We start from the raw sequence: 17,933 nt of genomic DNA on the forward strand, positions 1-17,933 counted from the left end.
GTAAACACTATTTTACTAGGTTTGAAGCAATGAGTCTCTTTTGGTGTTGCACTTATATTGTAAATTCAAGCGATAAAAAAAATAATTGAGTCGTACAAGGGTTTCGCTTTTTCTTTTTTGAAATTGTAAGGTACACTATGATAGAAAGCGATTGTTATTTAGAATCAATGGCAAAAAACATACTTTCAAAAAAGAATAAAAAGGGGATTTTTCAAAAAAAAACTCAAAATGAACGCAGTATTGAAGTAATAAAGGCTTTAGTTTTAAAGAAAGATTAAAAAACGGGTATAAATTATCATTGAATTTTAAACAAATTGTTATCTTAGTAGTGTTAAACTAGTAAGCGTAATGAAGAAAATTACTTGGAGGTTTATTTAATGATTGATGTTATTGATTTGAATAAAGTTTTCGATAATGGTTTTGAAGCATTAAAATCGGTTAATTTTACGATTGAAAAAGGTGATTTGGTTTGTTTATTAGGACCAAGTGGTTGTGGTAAATCAACAATTCTTAATTTAATTGCAGGTTTGCTCTCACCAACAGGTGGAGATATTCAATTTAAAGGCGATTCAGTTATTAAAACAGAACCAAAAGATCGCAACATTGGTTTTGTATTTCAAAACTATGCTCTTTATCCGCATATGACTGTTTTAGAGAATATTATGTTTCCTTTAACAGTTGGTAAAAAGAAAATTTCAAAAAATGAAGCAAAAGAAATTGCTTTAGAATATATGAAATTGACGAATATTGAAGATTTGGGCCAAAAAAAACCTGGAACGCTTTCCGGTGGGCAGCAACAACGAGTGGCAATTACACGTGCACTTGTTCAAAAGCCAGAAGTCTTATTACTTGATGAGCCATTAAGTAACCTTGATGCGCGTCTACGTTTGAAGATTCGTGAAGAAATCCGCCGTTTAGTCAAAGAAGTAGGTATTACAACGATTTTTGTCACGCATGACCAAGAAGAAGCTCTTTCAATCAGTGATAAAATTATCTTACTAAATGAAGGTGTGATTCAACAAAATGATGACCCACAAAATTTATATTTAGAACCAAATAATTTATTTGTTGCTCAATTTATTGGCAATCCAATTATTAATATCTTACCGGTCGAAGTAAAGGACGGAAAAATCATTCACGAATCTTGGAATGTTTCTACGGATCGCTTCGAAGTAAACCGGTTTAAATCAGCACTAGCAGATGGTCATTATTTCTTTGGCATTCGTCCAGAAGATGTGATTCCAGTAGAAGAAACAGAAAGTCTATTTGCCAGTGAAATCAAAGGAGTGGAGTTAATCGGTCGTGAACGGATTTTAAACTTTGCTTTGGCAAATGAAAATGTTAAATCGATTGTAAGTGTCGAAAACGTCATTGAAGAAAACGAGCACCGTCACTTTGATTTTGCTTACCATAAAGCCTTTATTTTTAAAGAAAATGGAGAAAGAATATACTAATGATGAAGAAAAACTATAATCCGGAGAATGAGCGCAAAGCATGGTTGTTCCTATTTCCGTCTTTAGCGGTGATTCTTGTATTCAGTATTTATCCTTTGTTTCGTTCGTTTTATATGAGTTTTCAAACAGGAACGCTGATTCGACAAGAGTTTAGTGGTATCGAGAACTATCAAAAGGTATTAACGGATCCGCTCTTTTATCGTGCGCTAAAAAATACGGCATATTTTGCTTTTGGGACCGTCCCGATTGCGTTGATTATTTCCTTGGCGATTGCTTGGATTATCTTCGAAAAAGTTAAACATAAATCTTTTTTTGAAACAATCTTTTTTATGCCTTACGTTACAAGTACGATTGCGATAGGTATTGTCTTTCGTTATTTCTTTAATGGTTCATATGGAATCATTAACTACCTTTTAGGTTTGGTTGGTATTCCAGCGGTTAACTGGCTAGATTCCGTTGATATGAGTGTGACGACGTTAATCATTTTTGGGATTTGGACGAGTTTGGCTTTTAATATTATTATTTTATTAGCCGGTTTGAGAAATATTGACGAGGAACACTTTAAAATTGCTAAGATGTTCGGTGCAACGGATTGGGAAATTTTCCGTCGCATTACCTTTCCACAACTTGTTCCAACGATTGCCTTTTTATTAACGGTCAATCTGATTAGTGCCTTTAAAGTGTACACGCAAGTTTACGCATTATTTGGCGGACAAGCTGGTATTGCCAATAGTGCAACGACTGCTGTCTTTTATATCTATGATAAGTTCCACATTGCGGGACGTCCGGGAATTGCGATGGCAGCAACAGTGATTTTATTTATTATCATTTTAGTCGTTACTTTCTTACAAAATAAATTTTTAAAGAAAGTGGGGAATTAAAATGAAAAAAGTAGGTACAGGCATATCACTGGTTTTCCTTGTTGTAGCAGCAATCGTCACGTTATTTCCATTCATTTATATGATTTTGTCGGGTTTAATGACGTACAGTGAAGCGACAAGTATTCCACCAACGCTTTTCCCAGAGAAGTTACAATGGGTCAACTTTACAACCGTCTTCACAAAGGCGCCATTTGTTCGTTATTTCTTTAATACAGTATTTGTTTCGAGTGTGACAACGATTGCGACGGTCGTGACCGCTGTTTTAGCATCGTTTGCTTTAACGAGTTTAAATTTTAAATACAAGAATCTCGTCTTAATGGTGATGATTTCTTTATTAATGGTCCCTTATGAATCGATTATTTTTACAAATTACCACACGATTTTAAAAATGGGCTTATTGAACTCATACACCGCTTTAATCGTGCCGTTTTTAACGAGTATCTTTTATATTTACTATTTAAATGGGTATTTAAGAAGCATTCCAGCAACGTTTTATAAGGCAGCAAAAATTGATGGGGCAACCGATTTAGAATATATTTGGCGTATTTTAGTCCCGATGTCAAAACCGGCATTAGTGACGGTCGCTATTTTAACGTTTATTTCGAGTTGGAATTCATTCCTATGGCCACTATTAGTAACAAATGATAAAAAATATCGTCTATTAAATAATGGATTATCTGCCTTTACGACGGAAGCAGGAAGCGATGTCCATTTACAAATGGCTGCTGCAACGTTAACCGTTATTCCGATTTTAATTATTTATTTAGTCTTTAGAAAAGAAATTATTCGAGGAGTGGCAAAAAATGGTATTAAAGGATAAAACAACCATTACCTTTCACAGTGGGATTTTGACGATTGGTGGAACGGTGATTGAAGTCGCGTATAAAGATGCGCATATCTTCTTTGACTTTGGGACGGAATTTCGCCCAGAATTAGATTTACCAAACGATGAATTACGCACGCTTTTAGACAATCGTTTAGTTCCTGAATTAAAAGATCTTTACGATTCACGTTTAGAGTATAGTTATCAAGGAACAGATACGAATGACTACCAACATACGGCAGTTTTCTTATCCCATGTCCATCTCGATCATTCGAGAATGATTAACTATTTAGATCCAAAAGTTCCGCTGTATACAATGAAAGAATCCAAGGCAATTTTAAATACGCTGAATCAAATGGGTGATTTTTTGATTCCATCACCCTTCGAAGCGAAAAATTTCACTCGTGAAATGATCGGTTTAAATGCCCATGACATCATCGAAGTTGGAGAAATTTCAGTTGAAATTGTGCCAGTCGATCATGATGCCTATGGTGCAGCGGCCTTACTCATTCGCACACCTGATCACTTCATTACGTATACTGGGGATTTGCGACTTCACGGACACAATGTCGAAGATTCTCTGGCTTTCTGTAACTTAGCCAAACATACGGACGTTTTAATGATGGAAGGTGTAAGTATCAGTTTCCCAGAAAGAGAAGAGGATGGGAAACAATTAAAAGTGTTAAGCGAAACCGATTTAGTTCAACATTTTGTGAAACTTGTCGCTGAAAATCCTGAACGCTCGTTAACGTTTAATGGCTATCCAGCCAACGTGAAACGTTTTGAAAAAATCATTGAAGCATCACCACGGACAGTCGTCCTAGAAGCGACGATGGCGGCTTTAATTTTAGAGATATTTGGGACGCAGGTTCCTTATTATTACCGTAATCAAGCAAGTAAAATTGCAAGCTTAGATACAACATTAGAAATTTCGTATGAAACATTATTAGCGGATCGTACGCAATATATTTGGCAAATTGTGGATAACTATGAAGATTTACCAAAAGGTGGCTTATACATTCACAGTGATGCCCAACCTTTAGGAGATTTTGATCCTAAATATGCACTCTTTTTACAAGCGCTAGCGGACAATGAGATTGAATTTGTTCGATTAGCATGTTCAGGACATGCATTTCCAGATGATTTAGATAAAATCATTGCATTGATTGAACCCAAATTATTGGTTCCAATCCATACGCTTCGACCAGAAAAACTGGAAAATCCGTATGGTGAAAGAATATTGCCTGAACGAGGCGAACGTATTGTGTTGTAAAAAAATTGGTTTAAGGGGAGAAAAAAATGAAGTTCAAACGTTTCGCAGTAACATCATTGGCCGTGGCCGCAACATTTGCATTAGCAGCATGTGGAGGAGGTAAGACGGATTCTAGTAGTGGCGATCAAGGTGCTACAGAAGATGTTGTCACAGAAATTACCGAGGAAACAAATATTACGTTTTGGCATGCGATGAACGGTGCACAAGAAGAAGCGTTAACACGCTTAACAAACTTGTTCATGGAAGAAAATCCGAAAATCAAAGTTGAGTTGCAAAACCAATCATCTTATGGTGATTTACAAGCAAAAATCAATTCGACATTACCATCACCAAAAGATCTTCCAACGTTAACGCAAGCTTACCCAGGTTGGTTAAGAGATGCAGCGTTAGACAACATGTTAGTTGACTTAGGTACATATATTGATAATGAAACAATTGGTTGGGGAGACCAAGAACCAATTATTCCGTCGTTATTAGATGGCGCGAAAATTGAAGGCAAACAGGTCGGAATTCCATTTAACAAATCAACAGAAATGATGTTTTATAACGTAGACATGTTTGAAGAATACGGTGTGGAAGTACCAACGAACTTTGATGAATTGAAAGAAGTTTCAAAAACAATCTACGAAAAATCAGAAGGTAAAGTCGTTGGGGCTGGTTTTGACTCATTAAATAACTACTATGCAATCGGTATGCAAAACCGTGGGGTAGAAATTAGTCCAGAGATGGATCTTGCAAGTGATGAATCAAAAGAATTAATTAACTACTATTTTGAAGGTGTGAAAGAAGGTTACTTCCGTATCGCCGGTTCAGATAAGTATTTATCAGGTCCATTTGCTAACGAGCAAGTAGCTATTTTCATTGGTTCAACAGCCGGTGAAGGTTATACTGCAAATGATACAAAAGGGAAATTTGAATACAATGCCGTGAAACGTCCAGAAGCAATCAATTTACAACAAGGTACGGATCTTTATATGTTTGATAGCGCAACAAAAGAACAACGTACAGCTGGCTATTTATTAATGAAATTCTTAGCAACACCAGAATCGCAATTAGACTGGGCAATTACTACAGGATACATGCCAATTGTTGAGTCGGTTGTCCAAAGCGATGAATACAAAAACTCAGGTATGAAAGTGCCAGTTTCTTTAGCAGATGCAACAACTGAATTGTTCTCGATTCCAGTAATTGAAAATGGCGATGCGGCATACAATGAAATCCGTGTAATCATGGAAAACATTTTAGCAAACCCAACAAAAGACTTGGATACATTAATCGAAGAGTCAGCACCTTTATTAGAAAATGCATTTAATCAATAATTATTGAATCAAAAAGGAGCAGGTGGGCGATAAGCAACACCGCTCCTTTTTTAGTTAGGAGAGCGAAGAAATGGAGTTAACAATTTTAGCAACAAGCGATTTGCATGGTTATATTTTACCGACGAACTTTACGGAAAGAGCAATGGATTTACCTTTTGGAGCCGCACGAATTGCGACAAAAGTCAAAGAGATCGAGTCGCGTGTAAAGGGTCCGGTTGTCAAAATTGAGAATGGTGATTTTATTCAAGGGTCACCATTAAGTTACTACGTACGTAAAAATGCACAGCATGGTGCCAAAGCGATTATTGATGTTCTAAATGATATCCAGTATGATGCGAGCGTGATTGGCAACCATGAATTTAACTATGGCATTGACTATTTAGAGTCTGCCATTTCTAGCTATAACCATCCAGTCTTGGCTGCCAATATTTTAAATGAAGCTGGGGAGGTCGCTTTTGGTCAACCCTATGTTATTTTAGAAAAAGAAGGAATAAAAATTGCTGTTTTAGGTATGGTTACTCAATACATTCCACATTGGGAACAGCCGGAAACGATTCGCGGGTTAACGTTTAAAAGTATCGTTGAAACCGCTAAGGAATATGTGCCAAAACTAAGAGCAGAGGCCGATATTGTCATTGTTGCCTATCACGGTGGCTTTGAGCGTGATTTAGTAACAGGTGAACCGACGGAAGCTTTGACTGGAGAAAATGAAGGATACGCGCTGTTGCAAGAAGTAACAGGCATTGATGCGCTAATTACAGGCCATCAGCACCGTGAAATTGCGACAAGTGTTAATGGCGTACCTGTTATTCAACCAGGGTTCAGAGGGGCATTTTTAGGGGAAATCACTTTAACAATTGAACAAAAAAATGGAGAAATAAAAGTCTTAGAAAGTCGTGCAGCGATTCATTCGACAGCAGAAACAACCGTTGATCAACCGACGATCCAAAAAATGACGGCAATCAGTGAGGAAGTTGAAAATTGGCTGGATCAAACATTAGGAGAAGTTACGGGAGATATGACGATTACCGATCCAAATGCTGCTCGATTACTCGAACATCCTTATATTGAGTTTATTAACAAGGTTCAAATGGCTGCCAGTGGGGCAGATATTTCTTTAACCTCACTATTCAATAATGATGGGAAGGGTTTTGAATCAACGATTACTATGCGTGATGTCTTAACGAATTATATTTACCCGAATACATTAGCAGTGTTGGAAATTTCTGGGAAAGATTTGAGACAAGCACTCGAACAAACGGCAACTTATTTTGTGATTGAAGCTGGAGAAGTCATCTTTAATCCGAAATACGTCGAACCGAAACCACAATACTACAATTATGATATGTATGAAGGAATTGAATACGTCATCGATCTAACGCAACCAATGGGCGAACGCGTAACGAAACTATTGTATAAAGGACAACCCGTAAAGGATACTGATCGATTGCAAGTCGTTATGAATCAATATCGCGGTGTTGGTGGTGGAAATTACCAAATGTTTTCACCCGATAAAATCATCAAAGAAATTCCAATCGATATGACCGAACTCATTTCAGACTATCTAAGAAAACATCCAAAAATAAAAGCAGAAACAAACAATAACTTTATTATAAAGAGGTCATAAATGAAGCGCTTTGCGATGAGTCATAAGCAAAGAATCGTTTGAAAGGGTCTTTCTTTCAAAAAGATTCTAGCTTAAGACCGAATTGCAGCTTCATTTATACCGTTTAAATCTGAGGTCATAAATGAAGCGCTTTGCGATGAGTCATAAGCAAAGAATCGTTTGAAAGGGTCTTTCTTTCAAAAAGATTCTAGCTTAAGACCGAATTGCAGCTTCATTTATACCGTTTTATAAGAGGTCATAAATCAAGTGTTTTGTTTATTACGATAAAGAATGAAAAGACCGAATCATCGCTAGATGTTCGGTCTTTTTGATTACATTTTTTGAATATAGGTAGTCATTGGTTTTTGGTAGTGTTCTGTTTGTTGAGGGGTACCATTGATTTGTTGTGCAAGCAAATAGCCAATTAATGGACCGACAGTTAAACCTGAAGAACCTAAACCGCTAGCCGCGAATAGATTGATTTTTGATTCGACTTCACCGAAAAAAGGTGCGAAATCGGAAGTATAAGCACGTGTTCCTACTCGGAAAGTATAAGAAGAGTTTTTAAATGTGTTAGGATCAATTAAAAATTCTTGGGCATGATTCCAAAGTTGATCGAAAGCTGCTGCCGTGGGTGTTAAGTCCCATTTTGCTTCGTTTTCGTGTGTCGCACCGATCAAGATTTTTCCATTCTCGAAAGGAATGAAATCGGCTTCGCCATCAAGCATAACGACCGGCCACGAGTGGCTCGATTGATGGGAGGTCTCAAACTCTAGAAGTTGTCCTTTTTGTGGGCGAATATCGACTTGATAACCCAGGGGTTCCAAGAGGTTTTTAAGTGCAGGTCCAGCAGTTACGATGACAATATCAACGCTTGTATGCTGTTGGTTATCGATAACAATGAATTGTTCACCCGATCGTTCGATGCGGACATTTGTATGGATGATACGAACGCCTTTTTCTTCCGCTGTTTGAGCGAGACGAGTGAGATAGGCTTGGCCGTCCAATTTCCCACCGCCACTAATTTTTAAAGATTTCCGCGGTTTTAAAAGTGGAAGAGCAGCGGTCGTTTCCGCTTCACTAAGTAACTGCACATCACCCATTTCGGGTGTTTCGATATGTCGTTGTTTAGCGAAGTCGTAGAGCGCCTCAAGTTCCTCCTCTTTACGAAAAATTAAGGTACCTGTCTGCTGATAGACTGTGCTATCCAGTTGAAAATCTGCCACTAATTGTGGAAAAAAAGCAGCGCCGTCCTTCGCCAATTGATACCATTTTTTATTGCGGCGTTTAGAAAGCCAGGGTGAAATAATTCCAGCGCTTGCCTTAGTTGCTTGGCCAATACCTGAGTCATATATGGTCACCTGAAATTGTTCTGGATCAAGATAATTTGCTAAGGTCATGCCAATGATTCCGCCACCGATAATAGCGACTTTTTTCATTCGAAATCACCTGCCAATTTTTGAGCCTTTTTAGTATTGGCAAAGTGGAGTTTAGCGTGCTGACTTAATAGTTCCATACCGCCTTTGCGCAGAATTTGAGCAGCAATTTGGTCTGATTTAGTACCGGCACCGGAAGGAAGGGTGAATCCAACTTCTTTTGAGCCGATATCCAAACTATCTAAAAATTGTGCCCGACATAAAATCGATGCAGCTGCCACAGCAAGGTGATACTGTTCACCTTTTGTTACAAAATAGAGGTTGTCTGTAACTTGCTCGGCTTCACCTTTTAAGTATTTTCGATAGCTTGATTCAGGGGTGAACTGATCAATTAAAATACCTTCGGGTTTCGTTGGATCGATCATTTCAAGCAATAAACGAATCGCTTGATTATGTAGTACAACTTTCATGTGGACTGCGTTGTATCGCGGTTGGATCTGATTGTATTTGCTAGGTGTCACTTCTAGTAACTTAAAGGGCACAAGTTTCTTGATTTTTGGTGCTAGTTCACGAATGTCATGATCAGTTAGCATTTTGGAATCTTTGACGCCTAGTTGTTTTAAAAGAGGCAAATGTTCTTTATCCGCATAGACGGCACAGACAATCAATGGACCAAAATAGCTGCCATTACCGACTTCGTCACTACCAATAAAACTAAGTTCAGCTAAGTTTTTGGGCAAATTGTTAGTTCCTGGATTCTTTTTTTTGGTAGCTTTCTCAAGGGAAGGGACTGTGTCTTGCCAACGACTGGCTTCTTGTTCCGCGCTCGCCCCTTGGAATAAAATTTTACCTGAAGTATAAGCTGTAATGGTTGTTCCATTTTTTTTTGCAACGAATTGCGTGTAAGGAACATTTTTATTTAATAATTCATTTTGATAAAACTGTTGGAGTTTGATTATTTGATTTTTAGGTAATTGAATAACAACGTGACTCATAATAAACCTCTTTCACTGTTTTTTACTATTTTATCACATAAAAATGAAGAATAAGTTAATAAAAGAGGAAAGCGCATAGCAAAAAAACCATTTTTCTTTTATAATGTTTAGGAGTAGTTTTTTTAGTAGGAGGAGTTTACTTCAATGGCCAAAGCAAAAATTCGTTACAAAGCAGTCATTGCAAATCAATCGTATACAATTATTGGACAAGAATCGAGTCAACATATGGACCGTGTGACAAAACTTGTCAATCAACAATTGGAAGATATTCGTCAATTGTCACCACAAATTAGTGTGGAAGAAGCGGCAATTTTATTGGGGATTAATGCGTTATCTGATCAGTTGAAAAAACAAGAAGAATTATTAGTATTAAAAGAAAAAGTTGAAGAACTACAAGAGCAAGCGATTAAATCGTTAGAACTTGAAAATCGCCTCAAACGAATTGAAGCGATTGAGATTGAAGCGCGCGAAGTTCTCGAACGGACAGGACGTGGCGATGTCGAAATACGCAATCATATGGAAGCTCAAAATATTTTAAATGAAGAGCGCAAGCGTACAATCCAACAGAAATCATTAAAAAGCTAACAGAAAAGGGGTTAAGCAATGATTGGAATACTAATTGTATTAATATTACTACTAGCATTTTATAGTGGTAACCGTCGTGGAACGGCATTACAACTCGTTTATTCAGGAGGCTTTTTCATTGCTTTCCTAATTGCCAAAAAATATTATGAACAGCTAGGCGAAAAGATTTCGCTCTATGTACCTTATTTATCCGTGTCCCCTGATACTAAGATGGTTTTTTTCACTCAAGAAAAATCCTTTGATTTAGACAAATCTTTTTATGCGGGATTATCATTTATCGGTATTTTAATGTTCGTCTATTTAATCACGAAATTTATTGGAATATTAGCCAGTGCGTTAAGGTATCAACAATTAATTCCTTCAGTTGATGGAATTGTTGCTGGGGTGATGAACTTAGTGATTGCCTATGTTTGGATATTCTTACTGTTTAAGTTATTAACGCTGATTCCAATTGATAGCATTCAAAATCTATTTGAAGTAGGGTCAATCCCGAGATTTATTATTGAAAAAAGCCCATTTTTAGCAGATTATTTCGAAAAAATTTGGATTACTCAGCTTATTGGGTCGTAAAAAGAAGGAAAGGGACGAGTCGATCAGTCCCTCTTTTAATGGTTAAAGAAAGAAAGGTGAGTTAATTGAATTCACGTATTTTAAAAACATTAGAGTTTGAGCAAGTCAAACAATTGATTATTCCTTATCTAGCAACTGCGCAAGGAAAGGAAGAACTGGCAGAACTCGAGCCGATTTCAGATGTTAGTCGGATTGAAACATGGTTAGATGAAACACAAGATGGGATGAAAGTTCACCGTTTACGTGGAGGGATTCCAGTCCCTAAAATTGAAAATATTCGACCGCATATGAAACGTATCGAAATTGGTGCCGATTTAAATGGTGTCGAATTAGCTCAAATTACGCGCGTATTAACGACAACGCGTGAGTTATATCGTTTTATCGAAGAATTGAAAGAAAGTGAAATTGAATTCTTACGTTTGTACGATTGGGCTAAACAGCTGATGCATTTACCCGAATTAACGAAACGTTTAAAAACGTCAATCGATGAAGATGGTCGGGTAACCGATGATGCGTCTGATGCTTTACGTCAAGTTCGTCAACAAATTCGACGTAGTGAGCAGAGTATCCGCGAAACGCTCGATGGTTTGATTCGTGGCAATAATGCTCGTTACCTAAGTGATGCAATTGTGACGATGCGTAATGAACGTTATGTTATTCCAGTTAAAAGCGAGTACCGTAGTGTCTTTGGCGGTGTCATTCACGATCAAAGTGCGTCTGGTCAAACATTATTTGTTGAACCGAAACAAATTGTCGAATTAAACAACCGTTTGCGTCAACAACAAATTGCCGAAAAAAATGAAGTCGCTCGAATTTTATCAGAATTATCAGCAGAATTAGTCCCTTATCGAAAAGAGATTATTCACAATGCTTATGTGATTGGAAAATTTGATTTCATGAATGGGAAGGCTCGTTTTGCGAAAGAGTATCAAGCGATTGTGCCTGAGATTAATTTAGAAAATCAAGTGACCTTCAAACAAGCACGTCATCCGTTGATACCTTCCGAAAAAGTTGTTGCAAATGATATTTCACTCGGAAAAGATTATCAAGCAATCGTGATTACCGGACCAAATACCGGCGGAAAAACGCTTGCCTTAAAAACACTGGGTTTATTACAGTTAATGGGGCAATCAGGGTTACCAATTTTAGTTGATGAACAAAGCCAAATGGGAATCTTTGACGAAGTTTTTGCCGATATTGGTGATGAACAATCAATTGAACAAAATTTATCAACTTTTTCTTCGCATATGGTTAATATTGTCGATATTCTAAATCGTGCCAATGAAAAAAGTTTGGTTTTATTCGATGAACTAGGTGCTGGAACCGATCCACAAGAAGGTGCAGCGTTAGCAATTGCGATTTTAGATGAGATGGGAAGCCGTTCGACGTACGTCATGGCGACGACTCACTATCCTGAATTGAAAATTTATGGCTATAATCGTCCAAACACAATTAATGCGTCGATGGAGTTTGATGTCGACACTTTGAGCCCGACTTATCGTTTATTAATTGGAGTGCCAGGAAGAAGTAACGCCTTTGAAATCTCTCGACGTCTGGGGTTAGACCATCAGATCATTGAATCGGCGAAACAGATTATTGACGGAGAAAGTCAAGATCTCAATGAAATGATCGCAGATTTAGAAAATCGTCGTAAAATGGCTGAAACGGAATACTTAGAGCTACGTCAATCACTTGAAGCGTCCGAGAAAATTAAGAAGGAACTAGAAGAAGCACATCGTTATTTCTATGAGGAACGTGAAAAAGAATTAGCTAAAGGCCGTAAAGAGGCCAATAAGCTCGTGGAGACAGCGAAAGAAGAAGCCGAAAAAATCATTGCCGATATTCGTAAGATGCAATTAAGTGGCGGTCAAAATCGAGTGAAAGAACACGAATTGATTGACATGAAAACCAAGTTATCAGGTTTATCGCATGCCGAGGATCATCTGCAAAAAAATAAAGTTTTACAAAAAGCCAAAGCGGCCAAAAAATTAAAAGTTGGCGATGAAGTGATGGTTACTTCTTATGGTCAACGTGGTGAATTATTGAAAAAAGTTGGTAATGATCAATGGCAAGTACAGCTTGGAATTTTAAAAATGACGGTAGCAGAAGAAGAACTCGAACCTTTAGCACCAGTCAAAGAACCCGTTCAACGTGTCTTATCAACAGTCCGCTCGGGTAATAGTTCACACGTTTCGACACAATTAGATTTACGGGGTAAACGTTATGAAGAGGCGCTAGGAGAGGTCGATCAATACATTGATGGAGCACTGTTAGCGAATTATCCGCAAGTGACGATTATTCATGGTAAAGGGACAGGGGCATTACGCCAAGGGATTATCGAATATTTAAAAAATCATCGTAGTGTCAAAAGTTTTGAATTTGCGCCAGCAAATCAAGGTGGAAATGGCGCCACAATTGTAACATTTAAGTAACGTTTGAAAAGGTAAGCATCTCGTTAGGCAAGACAACAATTAGGTGCTATACTTTCATCATAAACTGGAGGTAATGGAATGACAGTAGAAATTACAGATGCATCGTTTGCACAAGAAACAGATAAAGGTTTAGTCTTAATTGACTTTTGGGCAGCTTGGTGTGGCCCTTGTCGTATGCAAGCACCGATTTTAGATCAGTTAGGTGAAGCGTATGAGGAAGAGGAATTAAAAATTACAAAAATGGATGTTGACGCGAATCCGGCAACTCCTGCACAATTTGGTGTGATGAGTATCCCAACGTTAATCTTGAAAAAAGATGGCGAAGTCGTTGAAAAAGTAATTGGTGTTCACACGAAAGAACAACTAGAAGCGTTAATTGCTCCTCACTTGTAAGAAATATAAAAAAGAGCTGGAATCTGTTTGAGATTCTAGGCTCTTTTTTTCTTTGAAGCTTGCCTCGTGGTATAATTAACGTATGGATAAATCGAGAATGGAATGAAGAAAATGAATGAACAAATTCAGCATAAACTTGCCCTTTTACCAGATGAGCCTGGTTGTTACTTAATGAAAGATAAGAATGGAACGATTATTTATGTCGGTAAAGCAAAAGTATTAAAAAATCGCGTACGTTCTTATTTCACAGGAAGTCACGACACAAAAACGACGCGTTTAGTCAGTGAAATTGTCGATTTTGAATACATTGTCACAGAATCAAATGTCGAGGCTTTACTATTAGAAATTAATTTAATTAAGAAAAATGATCCTAAATACAACATTATGCTAAAGGATGACAAAACGTATCCTTTTCTTAAAATAACGAATGAAAAATACCCGAGATTATTAATTACTAGAAAAGTGTTAAAAGACAAAGCCTATTATTTTGGTCCCTATCCTGATGTGCGCGCAGCCAATGAAATCAAAAAATTATTGGATCGCTTATTTCCACTCGTAAAATGTGGTCCAGGGAATACGAAACGCCCTTGCTTGTATTATCATATGGGGCAATGTTTATGTCCTTATCATTTTGATGTGGATCCAAGTGTTTATCAAGAGATTGTCGAAGGAATTCGCCAATTTTTAGGAGGCAATTATCAAGAGATTGAAGCCAACATCGAAGTCAAAATGAACCGCGCGGCGGAAAATTTAGCTTTTGAACAAGCGGCTGAATTTCGTGATCAGATCCGAGCGATTGAGTCGATTATGGTGAAACAAAAGATTACACAATCTGATTTTATGGATCGTGATGTTTTCGGTTATGCGATTGATAAAGGCTGGATGTGTGTCCAAGTCTTCTTCGTTCGTCAAGGAAAGTTAATTGAACGCGATGTGTCTATTTTTCCTTTTTATAATGAAGCACCAGAAGATTTTTTGACCTTTATTGGACAATTTTATCAAAAAAACGAACACATTTTACCAAAAGAAGTGCTCATTCCAAGTGAGATTGATTTAGAAAGTGTTGAAGCGGTCGTAGCAACGAAAGTATTAAAACCCCAACGTGGAGATAAGAAAAAAATTGTTGAATTAGCCGGTAAAAATGCTCGTATTGCTTTAAGCGAAAAGTTTAATTTAATTGAACGAAAAGAAGAGCGGACGATTGGGGCGATTGAGCGCTTAGGCGATGCGTTAAACATCCCTCTACCGATTCGAATTGAAGCATTTGATAACTCGAATATTATGGGGACCGACCCGGTTTCAGCTATGGTCGTCTTTGTTGATGGCAAACCCGCTAAAAAAGAGTACCGCAAATACAAAATCAAAACAGTACAAGGACCAGATGATTATGCTTCGATGCGTGAGGTCATTTATCGCCGTTATTCAAGAGTTTTAAAGGAAGGGCTACCGCTACCAGATTTAATTATTATTGATGGCGGTAAAGGTCAGGTCGATATTGCGAAAGACGTGTTAGAAAATCAACTTGGGATTGATTTACCCGTGGCCGGACTTGCTAAAAATGACAAGCATAAAACGAGTGAATTGTTGTATGGCGATCCTTTAGGTGTGATCGGATTGAAGCGTAATTCTGCAGAATTTTTTTTGTTACAGCGCATCCAAGATGAGGTTCATCGATTTGCAATTACCTTTCATCGTCAGCTACGTAGTAAAACAAGTTTTGCATCAAAGTTGGATAATATTGAAGGTCTGGGTCCTAAACGTAAAAAACTGCTATTGAAGGAATTTAAATCGCTGAAAAATATTCAAGCAGCAACTGAGGAGGAGTTAATAGAAAAAGGTCTACCGAAAATAGTTGCAAAAAATGTTTTCGAACACTTAAAAAATCAGACTAAAGGACCTATCTCAACGTAAAAACTATGTTATTCTATTAATAGACAATCATTCTAACGCTTTTTAACAAGCAATTGGGCGTTTGAAGAAATCGATTTTGGTCGCTTCAAATGTTTTTTGCTCGTTTTATTTAAGAAATTGTTGGTTGTAAGTGCATTCAAGGAGGGAAATAGATGTTAGAAGTAAAAGAGTTGCGTAAAACATTTGATGATTATTGCGCTGTGGATGATTTGACGTTTACCGTAAAACCAGGCTCGATTATGGGGTTAATTGGCCAAAATGGTGCAGGAAAAACGACGACGTTTCGTTTGATACTTGATTTTTTAAAAGCTGATCGAGGAGAGATTCTTTGGGAAGGTAAGCCAATTGGCAAAAACGAATATGATATTATTGGCTATTTACCAGAAGAACGAGGGTTATATCCTAAAATTTCAATTCAAGATCAACTAGTCTACTTTGCTCAATTGCGTGGCAAAACAAAAAAAGAAATTGAACCAAAAATCGATGAATGGATGGAACGTTTCCAAGTTAAAGGGAAGAAGACTGATAAAGTTAAGACTTTATCTAAAGGAAATCAACAAAAGGTTCAATTAATTGCGACGTTGATTCATGAGCCTAAATTAATTATTCTAGATGAACCTTTTAGTGGTTTAGACCCAGTCAATGCTGAGCTCCTAAAAGAAGGGATTTTATCCTTAAAAAAATCAGGTTCTTGTGTCATCTTTTCGAGTCATAATATGGATCATGTTGAGAAAATATGTGATCACTTAATTATGTTAAATAATGGGCAAACTGTTTTAGATGGTGTCGTACATGAAATACGTCAATCCTTTGGCCGTACAAAAGTTTTCTTAGAATCGCAATTAACGGTAGAGGAAGTTGAAGCTATCCCTGGTGTTAAACGGGTGCAACCGCGAGAAGATGAATCCTTAGAAATTACCTTGAGTGATCCAGAAGCTGGAAAGATCTTGTTTGAAGCAGCAACGAAAAATGGTTACATTCCGATGTTTAATCAACAACCGCCCACCTTAGAAGAAATTTTCAAGCAGAAAGTAGGGGAACGCCATGAATAAATATTGGATTATTACAAAGGACGTCTATTTAAAAAATATTAAATCAGTCTCATTTCTAATTATGCTATTGGCTCCCTTTCTAGCTTTAGGTGCCTTTTATGTCATAGGGCAGTTTTCTAGTAGCGATAGTGAAGACCTTCAGACAGGTATTGTTATTCAAGCAGAAACTGCAACACTTCCAGAGTTAGCTGCATTTAAAAAGGAGTTCACTTCATATGATTCTCGGGAATCCGGAGAAAAAGCTTTGAAATCTGAAGAAATCGACGGATTGCTTTTATTGACGATTGAAGATAATACGGTCGCAGCCGAGCTATTAAGTGAAGATAGCACATCGCAAGAAAAGTTAATGGGACTTAATTTTCAGTTGAGTCAACTTCAGACGACCCTTCGATCTCAAGCGCTTGGTTTGAGCTTGGAAGAAGTTGCAGCGATTAATACACCAGTCAACATTGAAGTTCAAAAAATTTCCTTTAATGAAGCGGGCAATCTACAAGAAGAAACGGATTTTTCTGGTATTCGTACACTGGTCGGAATGATGAGTACGATTTTACTCTTTATTTTTATTATGACCTATGCGAGTATTATCGCTCAAGAAATTGCTTCTGAAAAAGGCACACGAATTATGGAAGTCATCTTATCAAGTGTTTCTTCACGAAGTCACTTTTATGGCAAATTAAGTGGGATTTTACTTGTGGCATTAACACAAGTAGCGGTGTATGTCGTTAGTTTTGGGATTGGATTTTACTGGATTAAAGATCGACCAAGTGTCGCAGCCTTCTTAGCAGAGTTTTCGCTAAAAGATATTTTTGGGGAATTCTTACTGTTCACCCTTATCTATCTTATGTTGGGAATCTTCATTTATGCCGTATTAGCCGCACTATGTGGCTCACTTGTAAGCAAAGTAGAAGATGTTAGTAAAGCCATTTTACCAGTCACTTACTTATCATTAGCTGGTTATATGATCGGTTTAACACTTGGCTTAAGTAACCCGGGTCATGCGGCGATTCGAATCACCTCGTATATTCCCTTTATCTCGTCTTATACGATGCCGATTCGCTTAGCAAATGATAATGTACCATTGATTCAAATTATTCTTTCACTTACGATTTTAGTTGTAACATTGCTTGCCTTAGTAATGTTCTCGTCCAAAATGTATCGTTCAAATGTATTGATTTACAATGACAATGGCATCTGGGCAGCGCTAAAACAGTCGATTGTTTTAATGAAAAATGAACGTCAAAAAAATAAATAGGAGTGGATAAA

15 protein-coding genes are annotated in these 17,933 nt (G+C 37.4%); 13 read left to right on the plus strand and 2 right to left on the minus strand.

The window, feature by feature from the left end:
- The first annotated feature begins 377 nt into the window (after positions 1-377).
- The 6 genes from IEV09_RS00005 (at position 378) to IEV09_RS00030 (ending at position 7,377) form a co-directional block, all read left to right on the plus strand.
- Positions 378-1,454, plus strand: coding sequence for an ABC transporter ATP-binding protein (locus IEV09_RS00005; protein WP_188366212.1), 1,077 nt, complete (start codon positions 378-380; stop codon positions 1,452-1,454).
- Positions 1,454-2,335, plus strand: coding sequence for a carbohydrate ABC transporter permease (locus IEV09_RS00010; RefSeq protein ID WP_188366213.1), 882 nt, complete (start codon positions 1,454-1,456; stop codon positions 2,333-2,335). Before IEV09_RS00005 ends, IEV09_RS00010 begins: the two co-directional genes overlap by 1 nt.
- Before the next feature lies 1 nt (position 2,336).
- On the plus strand, positions 2,337-3,155 hold the full coding sequence (locus IEV09_RS00015) for a carbohydrate ABC transporter permease (protein ID WP_188366214.1): 819 nt from the start codon (positions 2,337-2,339) through the stop codon (positions 3,153-3,155).
- Entirely contained in the window at positions 3,139-4,431 is a 1,293-nt protein-coding gene (locus IEV09_RS00020; RefSeq protein WP_188366215.1) for an MBL fold metallo-hydrolase, read from the plus strand. The genes IEV09_RS00015 and IEV09_RS00020 overlap by 17 nt, the downstream gene beginning before the upstream one ends.
- A 26-nt stretch (positions 4,432-4,457) precedes the next feature.
- On the plus strand, positions 4,458-5,750 hold the full coding sequence (locus tag IEV09_RS00025; protein ID WP_188366216.1) for an extracellular solute-binding protein: 1,293 nt from the start codon (positions 4,458-4,460) through the stop codon (positions 5,748-5,750).
- Between the two features lie 70 nt (positions 5,751-5,820).
- Positions 5,821-7,377 carry a bifunctional metallophosphatase/5'-nucleotidase gene (locus tag IEV09_RS00030; protein WP_188366217.1) on the plus strand — a complete coding sequence of 519 codons (1,557 nt, stop codon included), beginning with the start codon at positions 5,821-5,823 and terminating at the stop codon, positions 7,375-7,377.
- Between the two features lie 311 nt (positions 7,378-7,688).
- On the opposite strand, the gene IEV09_RS00035 is transcribed toward IEV09_RS00030, so the two are convergent.
- Together IEV09_RS00035 and rnhC are read right to left on the minus strand one after the other, a co-directional pair.
- Positions 7,689-8,795: an NAD(P)/FAD-dependent oxidoreductase gene (locus tag IEV09_RS00035; RefSeq protein WP_188366218.1), complete on the minus strand. Its 1,107-nt coding sequence runs from the start codon at positions 8,793-8,795 to the stop codon at positions 7,689-7,691.
- The gene (gene rnhC / locus IEV09_RS00040; protein WP_188366219.1) at positions 8,792-9,727 is read right to left on the minus strand and encodes a ribonuclease HIII; all 936 of its coding nucleotides are present in this window, start codon (positions 9,725-9,727) and stop codon (positions 8,792-8,794) included. Before rnhC ends, IEV09_RS00035 begins: the two co-directional genes overlap by 4 nt.
- Positions 9,728-9,871: 144 nt before the next feature.
- Here rnhC and zapA point away from each other — a divergent pair, with 144 nt between their 5' ends.
- The 7 genes from zapA to IEV09_RS00075 all read left to right on the plus strand — a co-directional run bounded on the left by zapA (position 9,872) and on the right by IEV09_RS00075 (position 17,922).
- Complete coding sequence (zapA, locus tag IEV09_RS00045) at positions 9,872-10,312, plus strand: cell division protein ZapA (RefSeq protein ID WP_188366220.1); 441 nt, start codon at positions 9,872-9,874, stop codon at positions 10,310-10,312.
- An 18-nt stretch (positions 10,313-10,330) separates the two neighbouring features.
- Positions 10,331-10,882, plus strand: coding sequence for a CvpA family protein (locus IEV09_RS00050; RefSeq protein WP_188366221.1), 552 nt, complete (start codon positions 10,331-10,333; stop codon positions 10,880-10,882).
- Between the two features lie 65 nt (positions 10,883-10,947).
- Entirely contained in the window at positions 10,948-13,314 is a 2,367-nt protein-coding gene (locus tag IEV09_RS00055) for an endonuclease MutS2 (protein WP_188366222.1), read from the plus strand.
- 78 nt (positions 13,315-13,392) lie between these two features.
- The gene (trxA, locus tag IEV09_RS00060) at positions 13,393-13,707 is read left to right on the plus strand and encodes a thioredoxin (RefSeq protein WP_188366223.1); all 315 of its coding nucleotides are present in this window, start codon (positions 13,393-13,395) and stop codon (positions 13,705-13,707) included.
- 111 nt (positions 13,708-13,818) lie between these two features.
- Positions 13,819-15,618, plus strand: coding sequence for an excinuclease ABC subunit UvrC (uvrC, locus tag IEV09_RS00065; protein ID WP_188366224.1), 1,800 nt, complete (start codon positions 13,819-13,821; stop codon positions 15,616-15,618).
- 152 nt (positions 15,619-15,770) lie between these two features.
- Positions 15,771-16,670, plus strand: coding sequence for an ABC transporter ATP-binding protein (locus tag IEV09_RS00070; RefSeq protein ID WP_188366225.1), 900 nt, complete (start codon positions 15,771-15,773; stop codon positions 16,668-16,670).
- Positions 16,663-17,922, plus strand: a complete 1,260-nt coding sequence (locus IEV09_RS00075; RefSeq protein ID WP_188366226.1) for an ABC transporter permease — start codon at positions 16,663-16,665, stop codon at positions 17,920-17,922. The genes IEV09_RS00070 and IEV09_RS00075 overlap by 8 nt, the downstream gene beginning before the upstream one ends.
- Positions 17,923-17,933: the final 11 nt, after the last annotated feature.

The organism is Enterococcus alcedinis, from assembly GCF_014635985.1.
Taxonomy (GTDB): Bacteria; Bacillota; Bacilli; order Lactobacillales; family Enterococcaceae; genus Enterococcus_I; species Enterococcus_I alcedinis.

Excerpts from the sequence above, each read along its gene's own strand:
- IEV09_RS00005 (WP_188366212.1), top strand. The coding sequence starts at position 378 with ATGATTGATGTTATTGATTTGAATAAAGTTTTCGATAATGGTTTTGAA.
- IEV09_RS00010 (WP_188366213.1), top strand. The coding sequence starts at position 1,454 with ATGATGAAGAAAAACTATAATCCGGAGAATGAGCGCAAAGCATGGTTG.
- IEV09_RS00015 (WP_188366214.1), top strand. The coding sequence starts at position 2,337 with ATGAAAAAAGTAGGTACAGGCATATCACTGGTTTTCCTTGTTGTAGCA.
- IEV09_RS00020 (WP_188366215.1), top strand. The coding sequence starts at position 3,139 with ATGGTATTAAAGGATAAAACAACCATTACCTTTCACAGTGGGATTTTG.
- IEV09_RS00025 (WP_188366216.1), top strand. The coding sequence starts at position 4,458 with ATGAAGTTCAAACGTTTCGCAGTAACATCATTGGCCGTGGCCGCAACA.
- IEV09_RS00030 (WP_188366217.1), top strand. The coding sequence starts at position 5,821 with ATGGAGTTAACAATTTTAGCAACAAGCGATTTGCATGGTTATATTTTA.
- IEV09_RS00035 (WP_188366218.1), bottom strand. The coding sequence starts at position 8,795 with ATGAAAAAAGTCGCTATTATCGGTGGCGGAATCATTGGCATGACCTTA.
- rnhC (WP_188366219.1), bottom strand. The coding sequence starts at position 9,727 with ATGAGTCACGTTGTTATTCAATTACCTAAAAATCAAATAATCAAACTC.
- zapA (WP_188366220.1), top strand. The coding sequence starts at position 9,872 with ATGGCCAAAGCAAAAATTCGTTACAAAGCAGTCATTGCAAATCAATCG.
- IEV09_RS00050 (WP_188366221.1), top strand. The coding sequence starts at position 10,331 with ATGATTGGAATACTAATTGTATTAATATTACTACTAGCATTTTATAGT.
- trxA (WP_188366223.1), top strand. The coding sequence starts at position 13,393 with ATGACAGTAGAAATTACAGATGCATCGTTTGCACAAGAAACAGATAAA.
- uvrC (WP_188366224.1), top strand. The coding sequence starts at position 13,819 with ATGAATGAACAAATTCAGCATAAACTTGCCCTTTTACCAGATGAGCCT.
- IEV09_RS00070 (WP_188366225.1), top strand. The coding sequence starts at position 15,771 with ATGTTAGAAGTAAAAGAGTTGCGTAAAACATTTGATGATTATTGCGCT.
- IEV09_RS00075 (WP_188366226.1), top strand. The coding sequence starts at position 16,663 with ATGAATAAATATTGGATTATTACAAAGGACGTCTATTTAAAAAATATT.